We start from the raw sequence: 15,687 nt of genomic DNA, 5'->3' as shown, positions 1-15,687 counted from the left end.
CACGGGTGGACGTTGGGAATTCCGCTGACGAAGGTGGAACTCGCCTCGATCGCCGGCATGAAGCCCAGAACGGCCGAGAAGGCGTTCTCCGATCTACGGAAAGCGGGAGTGGTGGTGAGTCACCTCCGGCGCGACGTGCTGGTGCCCGACCTGATGGCATTGCAGGAGTTCGGCCGATTGTGACAATGCCCGTGAAGCGGCTTGGTCCCTGTCGCGGGACCAAGCCGCTTCCCCTGTTACGGAATCTCGTCGTGCTTCACCACGGGCACGGCGGTGGTGCCCTTGCGGTGCAGGAGGGAGTGGCGGCGGCTGTAGGCGAAGTACACGACGACGCCCAGCGCCATCCACGCCAGGAACCGGACCCAGGTCAGCGCGGTCAGGTTCAGCATCAGCCACAGGCACGCCAGGATCGCCAGCACCGGCACCACGGGCACCAACGGCACGCGGAAGCCGCGGGGCAGGTCGGGGCGGGTCTTGCGGAGCACCAGGACGCCCGCCGACACCAGGATGAACGCGAAGAGCGTGCCCACGTTCACCATCTCCTCCAGCTTGCCCGCCGGGAAGAAGCCCGCGGCGACGGCGACCAGCACACCGATGATCACGGTGATCCGGACCGGCGTGCCGTGCCCGCCCGTGCGCGCCAGGCCGCGCGGCAGCAAGCCGTCACGCGACATCGCGAACAGCACCCGCGACTGGCCCAGCATCAGCACCATCACCACCGTGGTCAGGCCCGCCAGCGCGCCGACCGAGATGACGGTGGCCGCCCAGTCCACGCCGTTGGCCGAGAACGCCGTGGCCAGCGTCGCCCGCGTGCCGTCCGGCTGGGTCTTGAGCTGGTCGTACGGCACCATGCCGGTGATCACCAGCGACACCGCCACGTACAGCACGGTCACGATCGCCAGCGACCCGAGGATGCCGCGCGGCACGGCCCGCTGCGGGTTGCGGGTCTCCTCGGCGGTCGTGGCGACCACGTCGAAGCCGATGAACGCGAAGAACACCAGCGACGCGGCGGCCAGCAGCCCCAGCACGCCGTACGTGCTGCCCTCGAAGCCGGTGACCAGCGAGAACAGCGACTGCTCCAACCCGCTCGCGGTGGTGCCGCCGGACTGGGCGGGCGGGATGTACGGGCTGTAGTTGGCCGCCTTGACGTACCCGATGCCGAGCACGATCACGAGCAGCACCACGCCGACCTTCACCGCCGTGATCACCGCGCTGACCCGCGACGACAGCTTCGTGCCGACCGCCAGCAGCACGGTCAGCACGGCGATCAGCAGCAACGAGCCCCAGTCGACGTCGACGCCGCCGACCGCCGCGGTGGTCTCGACCTCGACGCCGACCTGCCCGAGGACCGTCTGCAGGTACACCGACCAGCCCTTGGCCACCGCCGCCGCGCCGACCGCGAACTCCAGCACCAAATCCCAGCCGATGATCCAGGCCATGAACTCGCCGAACGTCGCGTACGAGAACGTGTACGCGCTGCCCGCCACCGGCACGGTCGACGCGAACTCCGCGTAGCACAGCGCGGCCAACGCGCACGCCGCCGCCGCCAGCACGAACGCCAGCGACACCGAGGGCCCCGCGAGGTTGCCCGCGGTGGACGCGGTGAGCGTGAAGATGCCCGCGCCGATCACGACCGCGACGCCGAACACCGTCAGGTCCCACGCGGTGAGGTCCTTGCGGAGCCTGGTGTCCGGCTCGTCGGTGTCGGCGATCGACTGCTCGATCGACTTCGTGCGCCACAGCCCGTTGCCTGGCACGGTCTCGCCTCCTGTGTTGGGTGGCCGGTGTTCCGCGGACGTTCGCCTGGTTTGGTCCGTTCAGCCTAGAGGTGGGTACCGGCATCCGGCGGCACCGGTAGTTTCGCGGCCATGACCGTGCTCTGCCTCGACATCGGCTCGACGTGGACGAAGGGCGCCCTCGTGTCCGAGGACGGCGAGTTGCTGGGCACCGCGCAGCACACGACCACCCCGCCCGAGGTGCTCCGAGGTATTGACGCCGTCACGGGTGCGCTAAACCCCGCCGAGCACACGTTGGCCTGCTCGTCGGCGGGCGGCGGGTTGCGGCTCGCGGTGGTGGGGCAGGAACGGCTGGTCAGCGCCGAGGCCGGGTACCGGGTGGCGTTGTCGGCGGGCGCGAAGGTGGTGCACGTCTCGGCCGGTCCGCTCGACGGCGCGGGCGTCCGGGCGCTGCGCGCGGCCAGACCGGACCTGGTCCTGCTGGTCGGCGGCACGGACGGCGGTGACGCCTCGGTGCTCCTGCACAACGCCCGCCGGCTGGACCGCGTCGCCTGCCCGATCGTGCTCGCGGGCAACGTCGAAGCCCAGCCGGAGGCGGCCGAGGCGCTGGCGCACCGCACGGTGGTGCGCACCGCGAACGTGCTGCCGGACGTGGGCGAGCTCGCACCGGGTCCGGCCCGCGCGGCGATCCGCGAGGTCTTCCTGCGGCACGTCATCGGCGGCAAGGGCTTGTCCCGCGGCCGGCGGTTCCGCGGGCTCGTGCGCGCCGTCACCCCCGACGCCGTGCTCACCGGCGTGTCGCGGCTGGCGCTGCAGGACCGGGAGGGCGCGGTGCTGGTCGTGGACGTCGGCGGCGCCACCACCGACGTCTACTCCGCGGTGTCCGTGGTGGAAGGCCCGGAGCAGGAGCGGACGGTCGCGCTGCCGCCGGACCGGCGCACCGTCGAGGGCGATCTCGGCCTGCGCTGGTCCGCGCCGGGCGTGGTGGCCGAGGCGCTGGCCGAGAAGCTGGTCGACAAGGCCGAAGCCGCCGTGCTGCACGGGGAAGCCGCCGCCCGGGCCGCCGACGTGACCTGGCTGCCCGACGACCCGACCGTCGACCGGCGGCTCGCCGGCCTGGCCGCCGTGCTGGCCGTCCGCCGCCACCTCCGGCTGGTCGACGGCCAACTCGGACCGAAGGGCGCGGGCCTGCTGGTGCTGTCCGGCGGCGTCTTCCGGCACGCCGACTCCACCGAGGACGTCGAACGGGTGCTGCGCGCCGACCCCGTCCTGCGCCCGGTCCTGCGCACCGCCGCCATCACCGTGGACCGCGACTACGTGCTCGCACCGGCGGGCCTGCTGGCCGGGACCGGCCGCACGGACGCGGCCGACCGGCTGCTCACGTCGCTTCGGGTGACGGCGCCCTGACCGGCGCCTGCCGCGCGGTCGGCAGCACGGGCGGCGTGGGCGGCTCCGTCGTCTCCAGCCCGGCCGCGATGGCGATCGCCCGGTCCCACTCGGGGTCGGACGTGTAGTCGGCGTGCCGGTTCACGCCCGGCGCCCACCGCCGACCCGGGAACGGTCCCCGCTGCGGGTCCGGCAGCCAGTGGTCGCCGCCGAGCACCAGCGCGCCGGTCGGACCGCGCAGCGCCGGCGGCAACGCGCCCGACGTGCCGTCCGGCCGGAAACCCGCGCCCAGCAGCATCCCGTCGAACACCTGCCGGTCCCACGTCGTCACCGCGCCGCCCAGCGCGTCCGTGCCGCGGCACAGCGCACGCCACCGCCCCGCCAACCGGCCCGCCAGCGATTCCAGCGAGCTGTGCGGCACCACCGCCGGGAACGCCCGCGGGTACGCCCACTGCAGCTGCGACCCGGCTGTGACCAAGCCCACTCGTTCCGCCTCGTTCGCGGGCAGTTCCTCCAACAGCCGCGCCGTCGCCACCGCCGCGAGCAGGCTGCCCTGGCTGTGCCCGGCGAGCACCACCCGCGTGCCGGGGTCGGCCAGGTGCTCCCGCACCCGCGCGACCAGCTCCGGCACCACCTTCAACGCGTAGCACGGCGGCACCACGGGGTGCGCCTCGCGCGGCCAGAACGCCGCCAGGTCCGCCAGCACGCCCACCTGCCGCGCCTTGTCCGGCCGCCGTGCCGCCAGGTACACCGCCCGCAGCAGCGACAGCGCCAGCGCCGCCAGCACGACCACGCCGAACCCGATCACCGGCCGCGACCACGACGGGGGCTCGACCCCGCGCAGCCGCAGCCACGCCGCCGGCACCGCGCCGACCGCCAACACCGAGGACATGATCAGCACCACGTGGTGGCTGTGCCGCCGCTGCCACCGTGCCCACCACCACGCCCGCGCAGCGCGCTTCGCGTCCCGTGCGCGCCCCGCGTGCAACAAGGACGCCTCACGCGCCCACTCCTTGTCCCTCCGCAGCGAACTCCACCGCATCATCCCGGTGGCCGCCGCCATCGCCATCCCGGCCAGGAACGCCAGCACCCCGGCTACGCCCCACAGCAGCGCGATGTAGTCGTACCCGCCGGGCAGCTCGCCGTGCCGCCCGAGCGCCCACCGCACGGTCAGCGCCACCCCCGCGCCGAACCCGCCGCCGAGCAGCGCGGCCACCGCCACCACCGGCGCGGCCATCCACCCACCGGCCCACGGCCGCAGCTCGCGCGGCTGGGCGGCCCACGTGCGCCGGGCCAGCAGCGCGGCCGGCACCAGCAGCACCGCGATCGACACGCACACCAGCGCCACCACCGCCGCCACCATCTGCACGGCCAGGTCCGCACCGGGCAACCGCTCCGGCAGCCGGACCAGCAACACGGCCGCGACCAGCAGCGACACCCACGCCACCACCTGCAACACACGCCGCGGCCTGCGCCCCAACGCGACCCGCAGCCACCGGCCACCCCGGTGCGGCGCGCCGCCGGTCGGGTCGTCCAGCAGCATCGCGCCCATCGCCGCCACCCCGACCAGCACCAGCCCCGACGCCCAGCACACCGTGATCGCGGCGCCGTGCCAGCCGGGCGCGAGCAGCGGACCGGCCGGCCCGCCCAACGCGATCACCACGGCCGCGCCCAGGCCCGCCACGACGTGCAGCACCCGCAGCGCGGGCGTGTCCGGGTCGGTGGCCACGTGCGCGCCGGGCAGCCCGGACCCCGCGCCCTCGGCCGCGGGCACTTCCTTGCGCTCGATCCGCCAGTCCACACTGGACATCCGGTGCAGCACCAGCACCGCCAGCGCGATCGGCACCAAGCCCACGACGGCGCGCACCCACGGGGTCGTGCTCAGCCACGACGGGCCCCACAGGCACGCGGCGCCCGGCGCGAGGCACTGCGCGGCCACCAGGTCCAGGCTGATCACTTCGAGCTGGGCGATCAAGAGCACGGTCAGCAGCAGTGCGGCCAACCGAAGCAACGCGCGCAGCGCGACACCGAGCAGGTGCGCGGGCACCGAACCGGTCGGCACGGGCGGCAGCATCCAGTGCGCCACGTTCGCCAGCGAGAACGGGAAGAGCAGCGCCCACGTGGCCTTGGCCCAGCCGCCGGAGGTCATCGCGCCCCAGACGTAACCCTCGACGACCCTGGTCACGGGGCGTCCCGCGGCCTGCAGCACCGGGCCGGGAGCGGGTCTGCGCAGCCGGTCGGCCGGTCGCACGACGCGGCCGAGCCCGTCGCCCGCCACGTCCACCGCCGCCACCGCGTCGACCAGCGACTGCGGGGTGGTGCCCTGGACACCGTGCACCCGCAGTTCGACCACCCGTGTGTCGGGGCCGGGAATCAGCACAAGTCCTCCCGCGAACATCACTTCCGCTTCGCCCTACTCTGGTCCATTGGTGCGCAGATGCCGCCGACCTCCGTGGCCCGGCGTGGCGGGCGGTAGTGTCGGCTCGTCGACCCGACAATGGAGGAATCCGCGATGACCGCCGAGAGGCTCCAGACCCGCAACGGCATCGACTTCGCCGTGGCGGACCTCTCCCTGGCCGAGTTCGGCCGCAAAGAGATCCGGCTGGCCGAGCACGAGATGCCCGGACTGATGGCGTTGCGCCGCGAGTACTCGGAGGTCTATCCGCTCAAGGGCGCACGGATCTCCGGCTCACTGCACATGACCGTGCAGACGGCCGTCCTGATCGAGACCCTGGTCGCCCTGGGTGCCGAGGTGCGCTGGGCGTCCTGCAACATCTTCTCCACCCAGGACCACGCCGCCGCCGCGGTCGTGGTCGGGCCCCACGGCACCGAGGAGGAGCCGAAGGGCATCCCGTGCTTCGCCTGGAAGGGCGAGACGCTGGAGGAGTACTGGTGGACCGCCGAGTCCATGCTGACCTGGCCGGACGGCGGCGGCCCGAACATGATCCTGGACGACGGCGGCGACGCCACGATGCTCGTCCACAAGGGCCTGCAGTACGAGAAGGCCGGCGTCGTCCCGCAGCCCGAGGCGGACGACCCCGAGGAGTGGAAGGTCTTCCTGGGCACCCTGCACGCCTCGCTGGCGGCGGACAAGGGCAAGTGGACCAAGATCGCCGAGGGCATCCGCGGCGTGACCGAGGAGACCACCACCGGCGTCATGCGGCTGTACCAGCTGGCCGCCGCCGGTGAGCTGCTGTTCCCGGCGATCAACGTCAACGACGCGGTGACCAAGTCGAAGTTCGACAACCGGTACGGCATCCGCCACTCGCTGATCGACGGCATCAACCGCGGCACCGACGTGCTCATGGGCGGCAAGGTGGCCGTGATCTGCGGTTACGGTGACGTCGGCAAGGGCGCGGCCGAGTCGCTGCGCGGCCAGGGCTCCCGGGTCATCGTCACCGAGATCGACCCGATCTGCGCCCTCCAGGCCGCGATGGACGGCTACGAGGTGCAGACCCTCGAGGACGTGATCGGCCGCGCCGACATCGTGATCACCACGACCGGCAACAAGGACGTCGTGCGCATCGAGCACATGGCGGCCATGAAGCACCAGGCGATCGTGGGCAACATCGGCCACTTCGACAACGAGATCGACATGGCCGGCCTCGCCCGCTTCCCCGGCATCCGGCGGATCAACATCAAGCCGCAGGTCGACGAGTGGGTGTTCCCGGACGGCCACTCGATCCTGGTGCTGTCCGAGGGCCGCCTGCTCAACCTGGGCAACGCCACCGGTCACCCCAGCTTCGTGATGTCCAACTCGTTCTCCAACCAGGTGATCGCGCAGGTCGAGCTGTTCACCAAGTACCAGGAGTACGACAAGGAGGTGTACCGCCTGCCGAAGGTGCTGGACGAGAAGGTCGCCCGCATCCACCTGGAGGCGCTGGGCGGCAAGCTCACCAAGCTGACCAAGGACCAGGCGGAGTACATCGACGTGGACGTCGAGGGCCCGTACAAGCCCGAGCACTACCGCTACTGAGTTGTTTGCCCCGCCTCCGGCGGGGCGGCGAGTTCGGCACCAGGAAGTCGGCAGTTCGAGGCCGATCCCGCGACGATCGAAAGCGTGATCGCCGCGGGATGGGCCTCGACCTACCGACGCGAACTCGCGGGGTGGTGGCCGTTGCGCTACGTCCACTCCACGCTGATCCCGGCCACGCCGGGGCCGACGTCCTCGAAGTAGGCGCTGGCGAAGCCGCCCAGCCCGCACACCAGCTCCTCCAGGTCCACCGGCACCGCCTCGGCGTCCACCCGGAACTGCTTGGTGCAGCGCGCGGGCAGGGCGCGGCGGTTGAACGCCAGTTGCAGCAGGTACCCGCGGCACGGTTCGCGGAACGCCCGCCGGTGCCCCGGTGTCGGCCCACCTGTGTCGTCCACCACCGTGAAGCTGAACACGTGCTCCTCGCCCTCGGCGAGCCTGCGGTCGAACAGCAGCTCGAACGCCAGCCCGCGGGTGGCCAGCTGCCTGCGCAGCCGTCCCAGCCGGCAGCCCTCGCCCGGCCGCACGAGCGCGTTGTCGATCAGGCAGCCCTCGTCGCCCTGGTGCACGGCCAGGTACCGGTCCGGCCCGGCCTTCGCCGCGCGCACCACCATCCGCGTGCTGATGGACCGCTGCTCGCGTTCCGGCCCGATCAGCACGGTGTCGTGCACGGACAGCACCTCGATGTCGGTGTTCGCGCCGACGTCCGTGACGGCCTCGAACTCCGACAGCACCGGCACCGGCGACACCCAGCCGCTGGGTCTGGGCGGCCGGGGCGGCGGCCGGTTGCCGACCAGCGCCACCAGCGACTCCGGCGGCAGCTTCAGCACCGTCTCCAGCGCGCGCACGGTGGCGATGGCGCGGGGCACTTCGGGGTGCCGCAGGCCGCGCTGCCAGTAGCTCAGGGTGGACTGCCCGACCTGGACGCCGAGCTGCTCCAGGTGTGCCCGCAACCGGGCCAGGGACAGGCCGCGGTGCGCGATGGCGTCGTGCAGGGCGCGGTGGAACGGCCCGTAGCGCAGGGTCTCCGCGAGACCGCCGGGCAGGCTCCCGGGCAGGTGGGCGCCTTGATCGTCAACCGGTGTGGCGTGCCCGGAATCCGCGGTCACCGCGGCACCACCCTTTCGCGCAACCGGAAATGGGGTTCACCGTAGTCACTCAATCTGGTGACGCAAAGGATCTCTCATCACCCGACTGGGCGATGTCATGCGGCCGATCGTGAGCGAGCACCGCCCCTTAGGGTGTTCTCGTGGGAAAACTCGTCGTGATCGAGGGCCTGGACGGTGCGGGCAAGCGCACCCTGGCCAAGGCGTTGACCGACGCGCTGGAGGCGCGCGGCGCGAAGTTCGCCACCGGCGCGTTCCCGCGCTACGACGAGGACGTGCACGCCGACCTGGTGCGCGACGCGCTGCACGGCAGGCTGGGTGACCTGACGGAGTCGGTGTACGGCATGTCGGTGCTCTACGCGCTGGACCGGCGCGGCGCGGCCGACCGGATCCGGGCCGACCTGGACCGGTACGACGTGGTGCTGCTCGACCGGTACATCGCGTCCAACGCGGCCTACGGCGCGGCCCGGCTGCACCAGGGTGCGGACGGCGAGTTCGTCGAGTGGCTGCGGTCGCTGGAGGTGGACCGCTTCGGGTTGCCGATCCCGGATCTGCACCTGCTGCTGCGCGTGCCCGCGGGGGTGGCCGCGGACCGGGCGGCGCACCGCGAGGCGCAAGAGGCCAGGGGACGGGACCTGTACGAGTCGGACGGTGGTCTCCAGGCCCGCTGCGCCGCCGTCTACGACGGTCTGGCCGCAGCCGGGTGGCTCTCGCCGTGGGAGGTGCTGGACGGTACCGCTGACCTGCGGGTCGAGTCGATCCTCGACCGGTGGTTCACCCATTAGTGTAATAAAGTAACAAAACGTCACCACTGTGCCGATGAGTCGCTGAGGATTCCCGTTCAGCGAGACGAGGTGGGCTCGTGGATCGGCGGCAGAGACTGGCTACGGAGTGGACGCGCGCGGCGACCAGCAGCGATGACCGCTGGGCGGTGCGTGGACTCCCGGCCACTAGTGGGACGATGTTGGGTATGAAGGCACGCGTGCTCGTCGTGGACGACGACCCCGCTCTGGCGGAGATGCTGACCATCGTGCTGCGGGGCGAGGGCTTCGACACCGCTGTGGTGGCCGACGGCGCCCGCGCGCTGCCCGCGCTGCGCGAGTTGAAGCCCGACCTGGTCCTGCTGGACCTGATGCTGCCCGGCATGAACGGCATCGACGTCTGCAAGGCGATCCGGTCCGAGTCGGGCGTCCCGATCGTGATGCTGACCGCGAAGAGCGACACGGTGGACGTGGTGCTCGGCCTGGAGTCCGGCGCGGACGACTACGTGGTCAAGCCGTTCAAGCCGAAGGAGCTGGTGGCCCGCATCCGCGCCCGCCTGCGCCGCACCGAGGCCGAGCCCGCCGAGGTGCTGCAGATCGGCGACCTGACCATCGACGTGCCCGGCCACGAGGTGCTGCGCGAGGGCAAGCCGATCCAGCTCACGCCGCTGGAGTTCGACCTGCTCGTGGCGCTGGCCCGCAAGCCGCGCCAGGTGTTCACCCGCGAGGTGCTGCTGGAGCAGGTGTGGGGCTACCGGCACGCGGCGGACACCCGGCTGGTCAACGTCCACGTGCAGCGGCTGCGGTCGAAGGTCGAGCGCGACCCGGAGCACCCCGAGGTGGTGCTGACCGTGCGCGGCGTGGGTTACAAGGCCGGCCCTCCGTGACAGGGCGCCACCCCGGACGACCCCGCGAGGTCGCGTCGGTCGTTCGTGACTCATCCTCCGGCGATCACGCTCTTCGATCGTCGGAGGATCAGTCGCGAACGACCGACTTCCAGGCGACCGAGCCTCGCGACGCCGGAGGTGGCGCAATCCGACACCGTTTCGACCCCGTGGTGCGAGAAGCGCGCCGCGGGGTCGAACGCGCTCGTCGCCAGGCGGTCGCGTTCGGCGAGCTGTGGCGCCGTTCGCTGCAGCTGCGCGTCGTGGTCAGCACGCTGGCGCTGTCGTCGGCCGTGGTGTTCGTGCTGGGCATGGTGCTCCAGGTGCAGATCACCGGCCAGCTGCTGGAGACCAAGATCGACGCGGCGGTCCGGCAGACCGAGGCCAGCGCGGCGGCGATCGCGCCCGACCTGGCGGGCCTCAACCCGGGCCCGGACAGCGTCAAGACGCGGTTCACCACCGCCCTGAACAAGATCAACACGTCGGGTGTCGACCTCGACCCGACCAGTTCCGGCGCGGGCGCGTTCGAGCCGGTGCTCCGCGACCCGGACGACACCGGCTCCGACGGCCTGCCGGTCGCGGTCGGCCAGTACGAAGACGTGCCGGACGGGCTGTTCAAGATGCTCGAACGGGGCAGCGCCGGCTACCAGATCACCACCGTGGAACGCGAGGCCGGACCCACCACGCTGCTCGTCGTCGGCAAACCGGTGAACAGCTCCGCCCGGCCCATGCACCTGTACCTGCTGTTCCCGCTGACCAGCGAGCAGGCCACCGCGGACGTCGTGCAGAGCACCCTGGTCGTCGGCGGCGTGGTGCTGCTCCTGCTGCTCGCGCTGATCGCGAACCTGGTCACCCGGCAGGTCGTGCGGCCCGTGCGGCAGGCCGCCGAGATCGCCGAGCGGTTCGCCGAGGGCAGCCTGGACCAGCGCATGCCCGTGGTCGGCGAGGACGACGTGGCGCGGCTGGCCGAGTCGTACAACGAGATGGCCGCCAGCATCCAGCGCCAGATCCACCAGCTGGAGGAGTTCGGCCAGCTCCAGCGCCGCTTCACCTCCGACGTCTCGCACGAGCTGCGCACCCCGTTGACGACCGTGCGGATGGCCGCGGACGTGCTGCACGCCTCGCGCGAGCAGTTCCCCGGCGGCCTGGCCCGCTCGACAGAGCTGCTGGTGGACGAGCTGGACCGGTTCGAGTCGCTGCTCGGCGACCTGCTGGAGATCAGCAGGCTCGACGCGGGCGTCGAGGAGCTCGCCGCCGAGCTGGTCGACATCCGCGTGCTGGCCAGGCGCGCCCACGACGCGGTGCGCGCCATCGCCAACAGCAGCGGCACCACGATCGTGATGGACCTGCCCGACCACGAGGTCACCGCCGAGCTGGACTCCCGCCGCGTCGAGCGGATCCTGCGCAACCTGCTGGCCAACGCCATCGACCACGGCGAGGGCATGCCGGTCGAGCTGACGCTGCGCGGTGACGGCGAGGCGGTCGCGGTGACCGTCCGGGACCGCGGCGTCGGCCTGCGCCCCGGCGAGGCGGACCTGGTGTTCAACCGGTTCTGGCGCGCCGACCCGTCCCGCAACCGCCGCACCGGCGGCACCGGCCTCGGCCTGTCGATCAGCCTGGAGGACGCCCGGCTGCACGGCGGCTGGCTGCAGGCGTGGGGCGAACGCGGCCTCGGCGCGGTGTTCCGGCTCACCCTGCCGTGCCGGCTGGGCCACGAGCTGACCTCCAGCCCGCTGCCGCTGGAGCCGCCCGACCTGCCGCCCGTGGTCGAGCCGGAGCCGGACGCGCCCGAGCCGGTCGAGGAGGTCGAGCTGACCGAGGAGGAGATCACGTGGCAGCCCGCGCAACCGGTCACCGGCGAACGCGAGGAGGTCCGGTGAGGCTGCTCGCGGTGCTGCTGGGCGTGCTCGTGGCCGCGGGCTGCGCGGCGATCCCCACCGAGACCTCGCCGATCGCGGTCAACCCCTCGGCGGGCAACGCCAGCGAGGCCGCCGCGCCCGAGCCGGTCGACGACATCGACCCGTTGACGCTGGTCCGGGAGTTCGTCAACGCCTCCGCCAACCCCGAGAGCGACTACGCGGCGGCCAAGGCGTACCTGACCGAGGACGCCAAGAAGAACTGGAACACCAAGGGCACGCCGACGATCATCGACACGACGTTCAACACCGTGCCGACGCCGGGCGTGACGGCGGACGACAAGAACCGCACGGTGCTGCTCCAAGGCCGCAACGTCGGCCGCCTGCAGCTGGAGGACAACTCGTTCATCCAGCTCATCGGCCCTCTCGACACGGCGATCGGGATCGAGCGCGACGCCGACGACCAGTGGCGCATCTCCGCGCCGCCGGACGGCGTCTACGTGCCGCTGGGCGGGTTCCAGCAGAACTACCGGCGGGTGACGCTGTTCTTCTACAGCCCGGACTTCAGCGTGCTCGTGCCCGACCCGCGGTGGGTCGTCATCGCGCCGTCCACGTCGATCCCGAGCCGGGTGACGAGCCTGCTGCTCAAGGGCCCCTCGGTGGGCGTGCGCGACGCGGTGACCACGGCCATCCCGAACGGCGCGACGCAGCGCCGCAACACCTCCGAGGCCAACGACGGCGCCCTCGAAGTCGACCTCACCAAGGTCGGCGACATCACCGTGCAGGTCGGCAAGCAGATCGTGGCGCAGGTGGTGAAGTCGCTCGCGGGCGTCACCAGCAGCCGCATCCGGGTGATGGTCGAGGGCCAACCGGTCAACGACGAGCAGCACGAGTGGCGGCCCGCGGACGTGCAGACCGGTGAGGAGCTGACCACGCCGAACGCCGACCTGACCGGGATGCTGGTCGGCAACGGGCGGGTCAAGCAGGTCAACGGCGACGTGGTGCCCGGTCCCGCGGGTGCGGGCGAGTACCAGGCGTTGAGCGCGGCGCAGTCGATGGACGGCAGCCAGCTGGCCGTGGTCAGCCGGGTCGGTGACGACGCGGTGCGGCTGCGGATCGGGCCGGTGCAGGAGCAGCTGGCCGAGGTCGACCTGCGCGCGTCCGCCATGACCAGGCCGACGTGGCTGCTCAGCGGTCGCCAGGGCGAGCCGGGCGTCGAGGTGTGGACGGTCGCGGACGGCGCGAACGTGGTGCGCGTGATCAAGACCGACCGCGGGTGGACGGCGAACGCGGTCAACGCCTCCGAGCTGACCGAGCTGGGCGGCATCACCGAGCTGAGGCTGTCGCGCGACGGCACCAGGGTGGCGGCCGTGGTGGGCGGGAAGCTCGTGGTGGCGGCCGTGGTGCGGGACCAGGATTCGGCGGTGTCGCTGCGGTCGCCGCGCCACCTCCAGCCGTCCGTGCTGGGCAACAACGCGTTGTCGGTGGACTGGCTGGCGCAGGACGTGCTGGTGGTGAGCACCTCGGTGTCGGCGTACCCGATCGCCAAGGTGAACATCGACGGCGTGCGGGTGGAGCGGTACAACACGTCGAACCTGACCGTCCCGGTGGCCTCGGTGACCGCCGCGCCGGGTCGCAACGTGCTGGCCGTGGACCAGCGCGGGTTGTGGAGCGCGAACGACGTGGGTGACGTGTGGCGTGCGTCGACCACCAAGGTCGACCCGGGCACCCAGGCCTTCTACCCGGGCTGAGGGTGGGGACGGGGTCGTCCCCATCTTCACCCGATCGTGCAAGGCGCGCACCTCGGCGGAGGGGCCTGTTCTGTCGGTGGTCGCCGGCATCGTCGCAGGCATGCTGATCAACCTGCTGTTCCCGCCCCGCTGTCCCGGCTGCGGCACCTGGGGCGTGCGTCTTTGTGGTCGTTGCCTGGCCCTCTTCGGGATGCCGAAGCGCGTACCCGGTACCGGGCCGCCGGTGTTCGCGCTGGCCGGGTACGGGGGCGCGGCGCGTGAGCTGGTGCTGGCGTTCAAGGAGCGCGGGCGTCGTGAACTGGCGGCCGTGTTCGGTGCGCTGGTCGCCGCCGCGGTGCCCCGGCTGCCCGGCGTGGGGCCCGATCCGTGGCTGGTGCCGGCGCCGTCGCGGGCGTCGGCGGCCCGTGCCCGCGGCGGTTCCCACGTGCTGAGAATGGCACGTGCGTCCGGCTTTTCCACCGTGCCCGCGCTCGCCTTCGCGAGAGGAGTTCGCGATTCGGCGCGGCTCGACGCGGCGTCCCGGCAGGTGAATCTGGCGGGCCGTGTCCGACTCGTCCCGGATTGCCTGCCACCACCGGGAACACCGGTTGTCCTGCTGGATGACGTGGTGACGACGGGATCGACGGCACGAGCCTGCGTTTCGGTGTTGAAAGCGGCCGGAATCCGGGTACCCGCGGTGCTCACCCTGACCACCGCACGCAGAACCCACCCACACGGGTGAATCCGCCCGGGAACCTCCCGGGACGCTCGGCCGTTGGCCGGTTATGACGCCCGCGCAGAGGCCGTTCGACGCAACCACTCTGCCGACGGGTGCCTGTGCCGGTCTCGGCCGTTCGGGTGAGCGGTGGCCGGGGTGGCGATGGAACGCGCCCGCGTGGCGTGCCGCCGGGAGGCGATTTTCGTCGCTCTGTGTTACGACAAGAAAATCTTGGAGTTCCCCCGCCCCGGGGGCTGTCGCAGCGGCGAATACCGGGCTAACGTGCACCGCTATCAGCGTTCCCGGCACGCGGGGAGGAGGCGAACAGCCCATGATCCTGGCGCCGGTGGGGCGCTGAGGGGCCACCCTCAGCGACAAGTCCGCGAAGACGATCGCGGTCCGGCGCCCAAGCGATCCAAAGCCATTGCTCGCAGCAAAGCGAGGGAGGTCGTGTATGGACATCGTCGTTAAGGGCCGCAACGTCGAGGTGCCCGATCACTACAGGGTTCACGTCGCCGAAAAGCTGGCCAGGCTTGAGCGTTACGACCGCAAGGTCATCCGCTTCGACGTGGAACTCTTCCACGAACCGAACCGCAGGCAGTCCAAGAACTGCCAGCGGGTCGAGATCACCGGCAAGGGGCGCGGTCCGGTGATTCGTTCCGAAGCATGTGCGGGCGACTTCTACGCCGCCCTCGACTCCGCGGTGAGCAAGCTCGAGAACCGGCTGCGGCGCTCTCATGATCGCAGGCGCGTGCACCACGGGCGACGCGGCCCGACGTCGGTCGCCGAGGCGACCAGCGGACTCGCGGAGTCGCTCCCCCTCCGCCCGGACGGCGACGGCGGCCAGGCACAGGGCCTGTGGCTCGGCCACACCGCGGTGCTCGAAGCGACCGAGCCGGAACCCGCGCACGAGGGCATGGCGGAAGTGCCCGCGCAGCGCTGGGAAGACGGCATCGAGGACAACCTGCCCGGCCAGATCGTGCGCGAGAAAGAGCACACGGCCAAGCCGATGACCGTCGACCAGGCCCTCTACGAGATGGAACTGGTCGGCCACGACTTCTACCTGTTCTCCGACGCCGACAGCGGCCGTCCGAGCGTGGTCTACCGCCGAAAGGGGTTCGACTACGGCGTGATCAGGTTGGCCTGAGCGCCATCTGACCACGGTCCCCGCACTCGACTTCGCCGCAACCCCCGGCGTCCCGGACGCCGGGGGTTGCGTTGCCCGGACCATTTCCCGCACCCCGGAACCGTGATCACCGGAAAATAGATCACGAACCAGCGGTGTGGCATCGCGAAATCGTCACCGTGAGCACTGCGACGTCCGTCGAAGACCGCGTGCCGGGTGACGTGGGATTTGTCTCTAAATCGGGCGAGCCGGCAGGCGCCGGTCCTCTACGTCCGTCCGGGTGACGACCTACCGGTCCTGGTCACGCAACGCGATCTTGACCCTCTGCCAGGGGCGCTGCGACAGGCGCGTCCGAGCCTCCCGCCGAGCCATTCGGGCCGGGTTCCTACCTGTGTCTGTGCACACACCTTC

12 protein-coding genes are annotated in these 15,687 nt (G+C 71.8%); 9 read left to right on the top strand and 3 right to left on the bottom strand.

All coding sequences use genetic code 11. The features are described 5' to 3' along the window. The coding region (locus B0I31_RS04385) for a helix-turn-helix domain-containing protein (protein WP_146173720.1) at positions 1–183 on the top strand (183 nt) is incomplete at its 5' end. Positions 184–236: 53 nt separating this feature from the next. Here the strand turns inward: B0I31_RS04385 and B0I31_RS04380 are convergent. Beyond that, the gene (locus B0I31_RS04380) at positions 237–1,757 is read right to left on the bottom strand and encodes an amino acid permease (RefSeq protein ID WP_106613926.1); all 1,521 of its coding nucleotides are present in this window, start codon (positions 1,755–1,757) and stop codon (positions 237–239) included. A 111-nt stretch (positions 1,758–1,868) separates the two neighbouring features. On the opposite strand from B0I31_RS04380, the gene B0I31_RS04375 reads away from it, so the two are divergent. Then, complete coding sequence (locus tag B0I31_RS04375; protein WP_106613925.1) at positions 1,869–3,143, top strand: glutamate mutase L; 1,275 nt, start codon at positions 1,869–1,871, stop codon at positions 3,141–3,143. On the opposite strand, the gene B0I31_RS04370 is transcribed toward B0I31_RS04375, so the two are convergent. Beyond that, positions 3,115–5,502, bottom strand: a complete 2,388-nt coding sequence (locus tag B0I31_RS04370) for a hypothetical protein (protein ID WP_245949648.1) — start codon at positions 5,500–5,502, stop codon at positions 3,115–3,117. The genes B0I31_RS04375 and B0I31_RS04370 overlap by 29 nt on opposite strands. A 132-nt stretch (positions 5,503–5,634) precedes the next feature. Between B0I31_RS04370 and ahcY the strand changes: the two genes are divergently transcribed. Then, positions 5,635–7,098: an adenosylhomocysteinase gene (gene ahcY, locus B0I31_RS04365; RefSeq protein WP_106613923.1), complete on the top strand. Its 1,464-nt coding sequence runs from the start codon at positions 5,635–5,637 to the stop codon at positions 7,096–7,098. A gap of 146 nt (positions 7,099–7,244) precedes the next feature. Here ahcY and B0I31_RS04360 read toward each other — a convergent pair whose 3' ends face one another. Beyond that, positions 7,245–8,204 (bottom strand): hypothetical protein, encoded by a 960-nt coding sequence (locus B0I31_RS04360; protein ID WP_106613922.1) that lies wholly within the window; start codon positions 8,202–8,204, stop codon positions 7,245–7,247. Between the two features lie 140 nt (positions 8,205–8,344). Here B0I31_RS04360 and B0I31_RS04355 point away from each other — a divergent pair, with 140 nt between their 5' ends. The 6 genes from B0I31_RS04355 to hpf all read left to right on the top strand — a co-directional run bounded on the left by B0I31_RS04355 (position 8,345) and on the right by hpf (position 15,297). Then, entirely contained in the window at positions 8,345–8,986 is a 642-nt protein-coding gene (locus B0I31_RS04355; RefSeq protein ID WP_106613921.1) for a dTMP kinase, read from the top strand. A 185-nt stretch (positions 8,987–9,171) separates the two neighbouring features. Next, a complete protein-coding gene (gene mtrA, locus B0I31_RS04350; RefSeq protein WP_015104936.1) occupies positions 9,172–9,849 on the top strand; it encodes an MtrAB system response regulator MtrA in 678 nt (225 codons plus the stop codon). 170 nt (positions 9,850–10,019) lie between these two features. Further along, complete coding sequence (gene mtrB, locus B0I31_RS04345; protein WP_245949673.1) at positions 10,020–11,726, top strand: MtrAB system histidine kinase MtrB; 1,707 nt, start codon at positions 10,020–10,022, stop codon at positions 11,724–11,726. Then, positions 11,723–13,453 (top strand): LpqB family beta-propeller domain-containing protein, encoded by a 1,731-nt coding sequence (locus B0I31_RS04340; RefSeq protein ID WP_106613920.1) that lies wholly within the window; start codon positions 11,723–11,725, stop codon positions 13,451–13,453. Before mtrB ends, B0I31_RS04340 begins: the two co-directional genes overlap by 4 nt. A 100-nt stretch (positions 13,454–13,553) precedes the next feature. Further along, positions 13,554–14,174 carry a ComF family protein gene (locus tag B0I31_RS04335; RefSeq protein ID WP_106614046.1) on the top strand — a complete coding sequence of 207 codons (621 nt, stop codon included), beginning with the start codon at positions 13,554–13,556 and terminating at the stop codon, positions 14,172–14,174. Between the two features lie 430 nt (positions 14,175–14,604). After that, the gene (hpf, locus tag B0I31_RS04330) at positions 14,605–15,297 is read left to right on the top strand and encodes a ribosome hibernation-promoting factor, HPF/YfiA family (protein WP_106613919.1); all 693 of its coding nucleotides are present in this window, start codon (positions 14,605–14,607) and stop codon (positions 15,295–15,297) included. The last annotated feature ends 390 nt before the right edge of the window (positions 15,298–15,687 follow it).

It is taken from the genome of Saccharothrix carnea (genome assembly GCF_003014735.1).
Taxonomy (GTDB): domain Bacteria; phylum Actinomycetota; class Actinomycetes; order Mycobacteriales; family Pseudonocardiaceae; genus Actinosynnema; species Actinosynnema carneum.
Note: the sequence above shows the minus strand (reverse complement) of the source record. Positions and strands in the feature narration are given on the sequence as shown.

Excerpts from the sequence above, each read along its gene's own strand:
- B0I31_RS04375 (WP_106613925.1), top strand. The coding sequence starts at position 1,869 with ATGACCGTGCTCTGCCTCGACATCGGCTCGACGTGGACGAAGGGCGCC.
- ahcY (WP_106613923.1), top strand. The coding sequence starts at position 5,635 with ATGACCGCCGAGAGGCTCCAGACCCGCAACGGCATCGACTTCGCCGTG.
- mtrA (WP_015104936.1), top strand. The coding sequence starts at position 9,172 with ATGAAGGCACGCGTGCTCGTCGTGGACGACGACCCCGCTCTGGCGGAG.
- B0I31_RS04335 (WP_106614046.1), top strand. The coding sequence starts at position 13,554 with ATGCTGATCAACCTGCTGTTCCCGCCCCGCTGTCCCGGCTGCGGCACC.
- hpf (WP_106613919.1), top strand. The coding sequence starts at position 14,605 with ATGGACATCGTCGTTAAGGGCCGCAACGTCGAGGTGCCCGATCACTAC.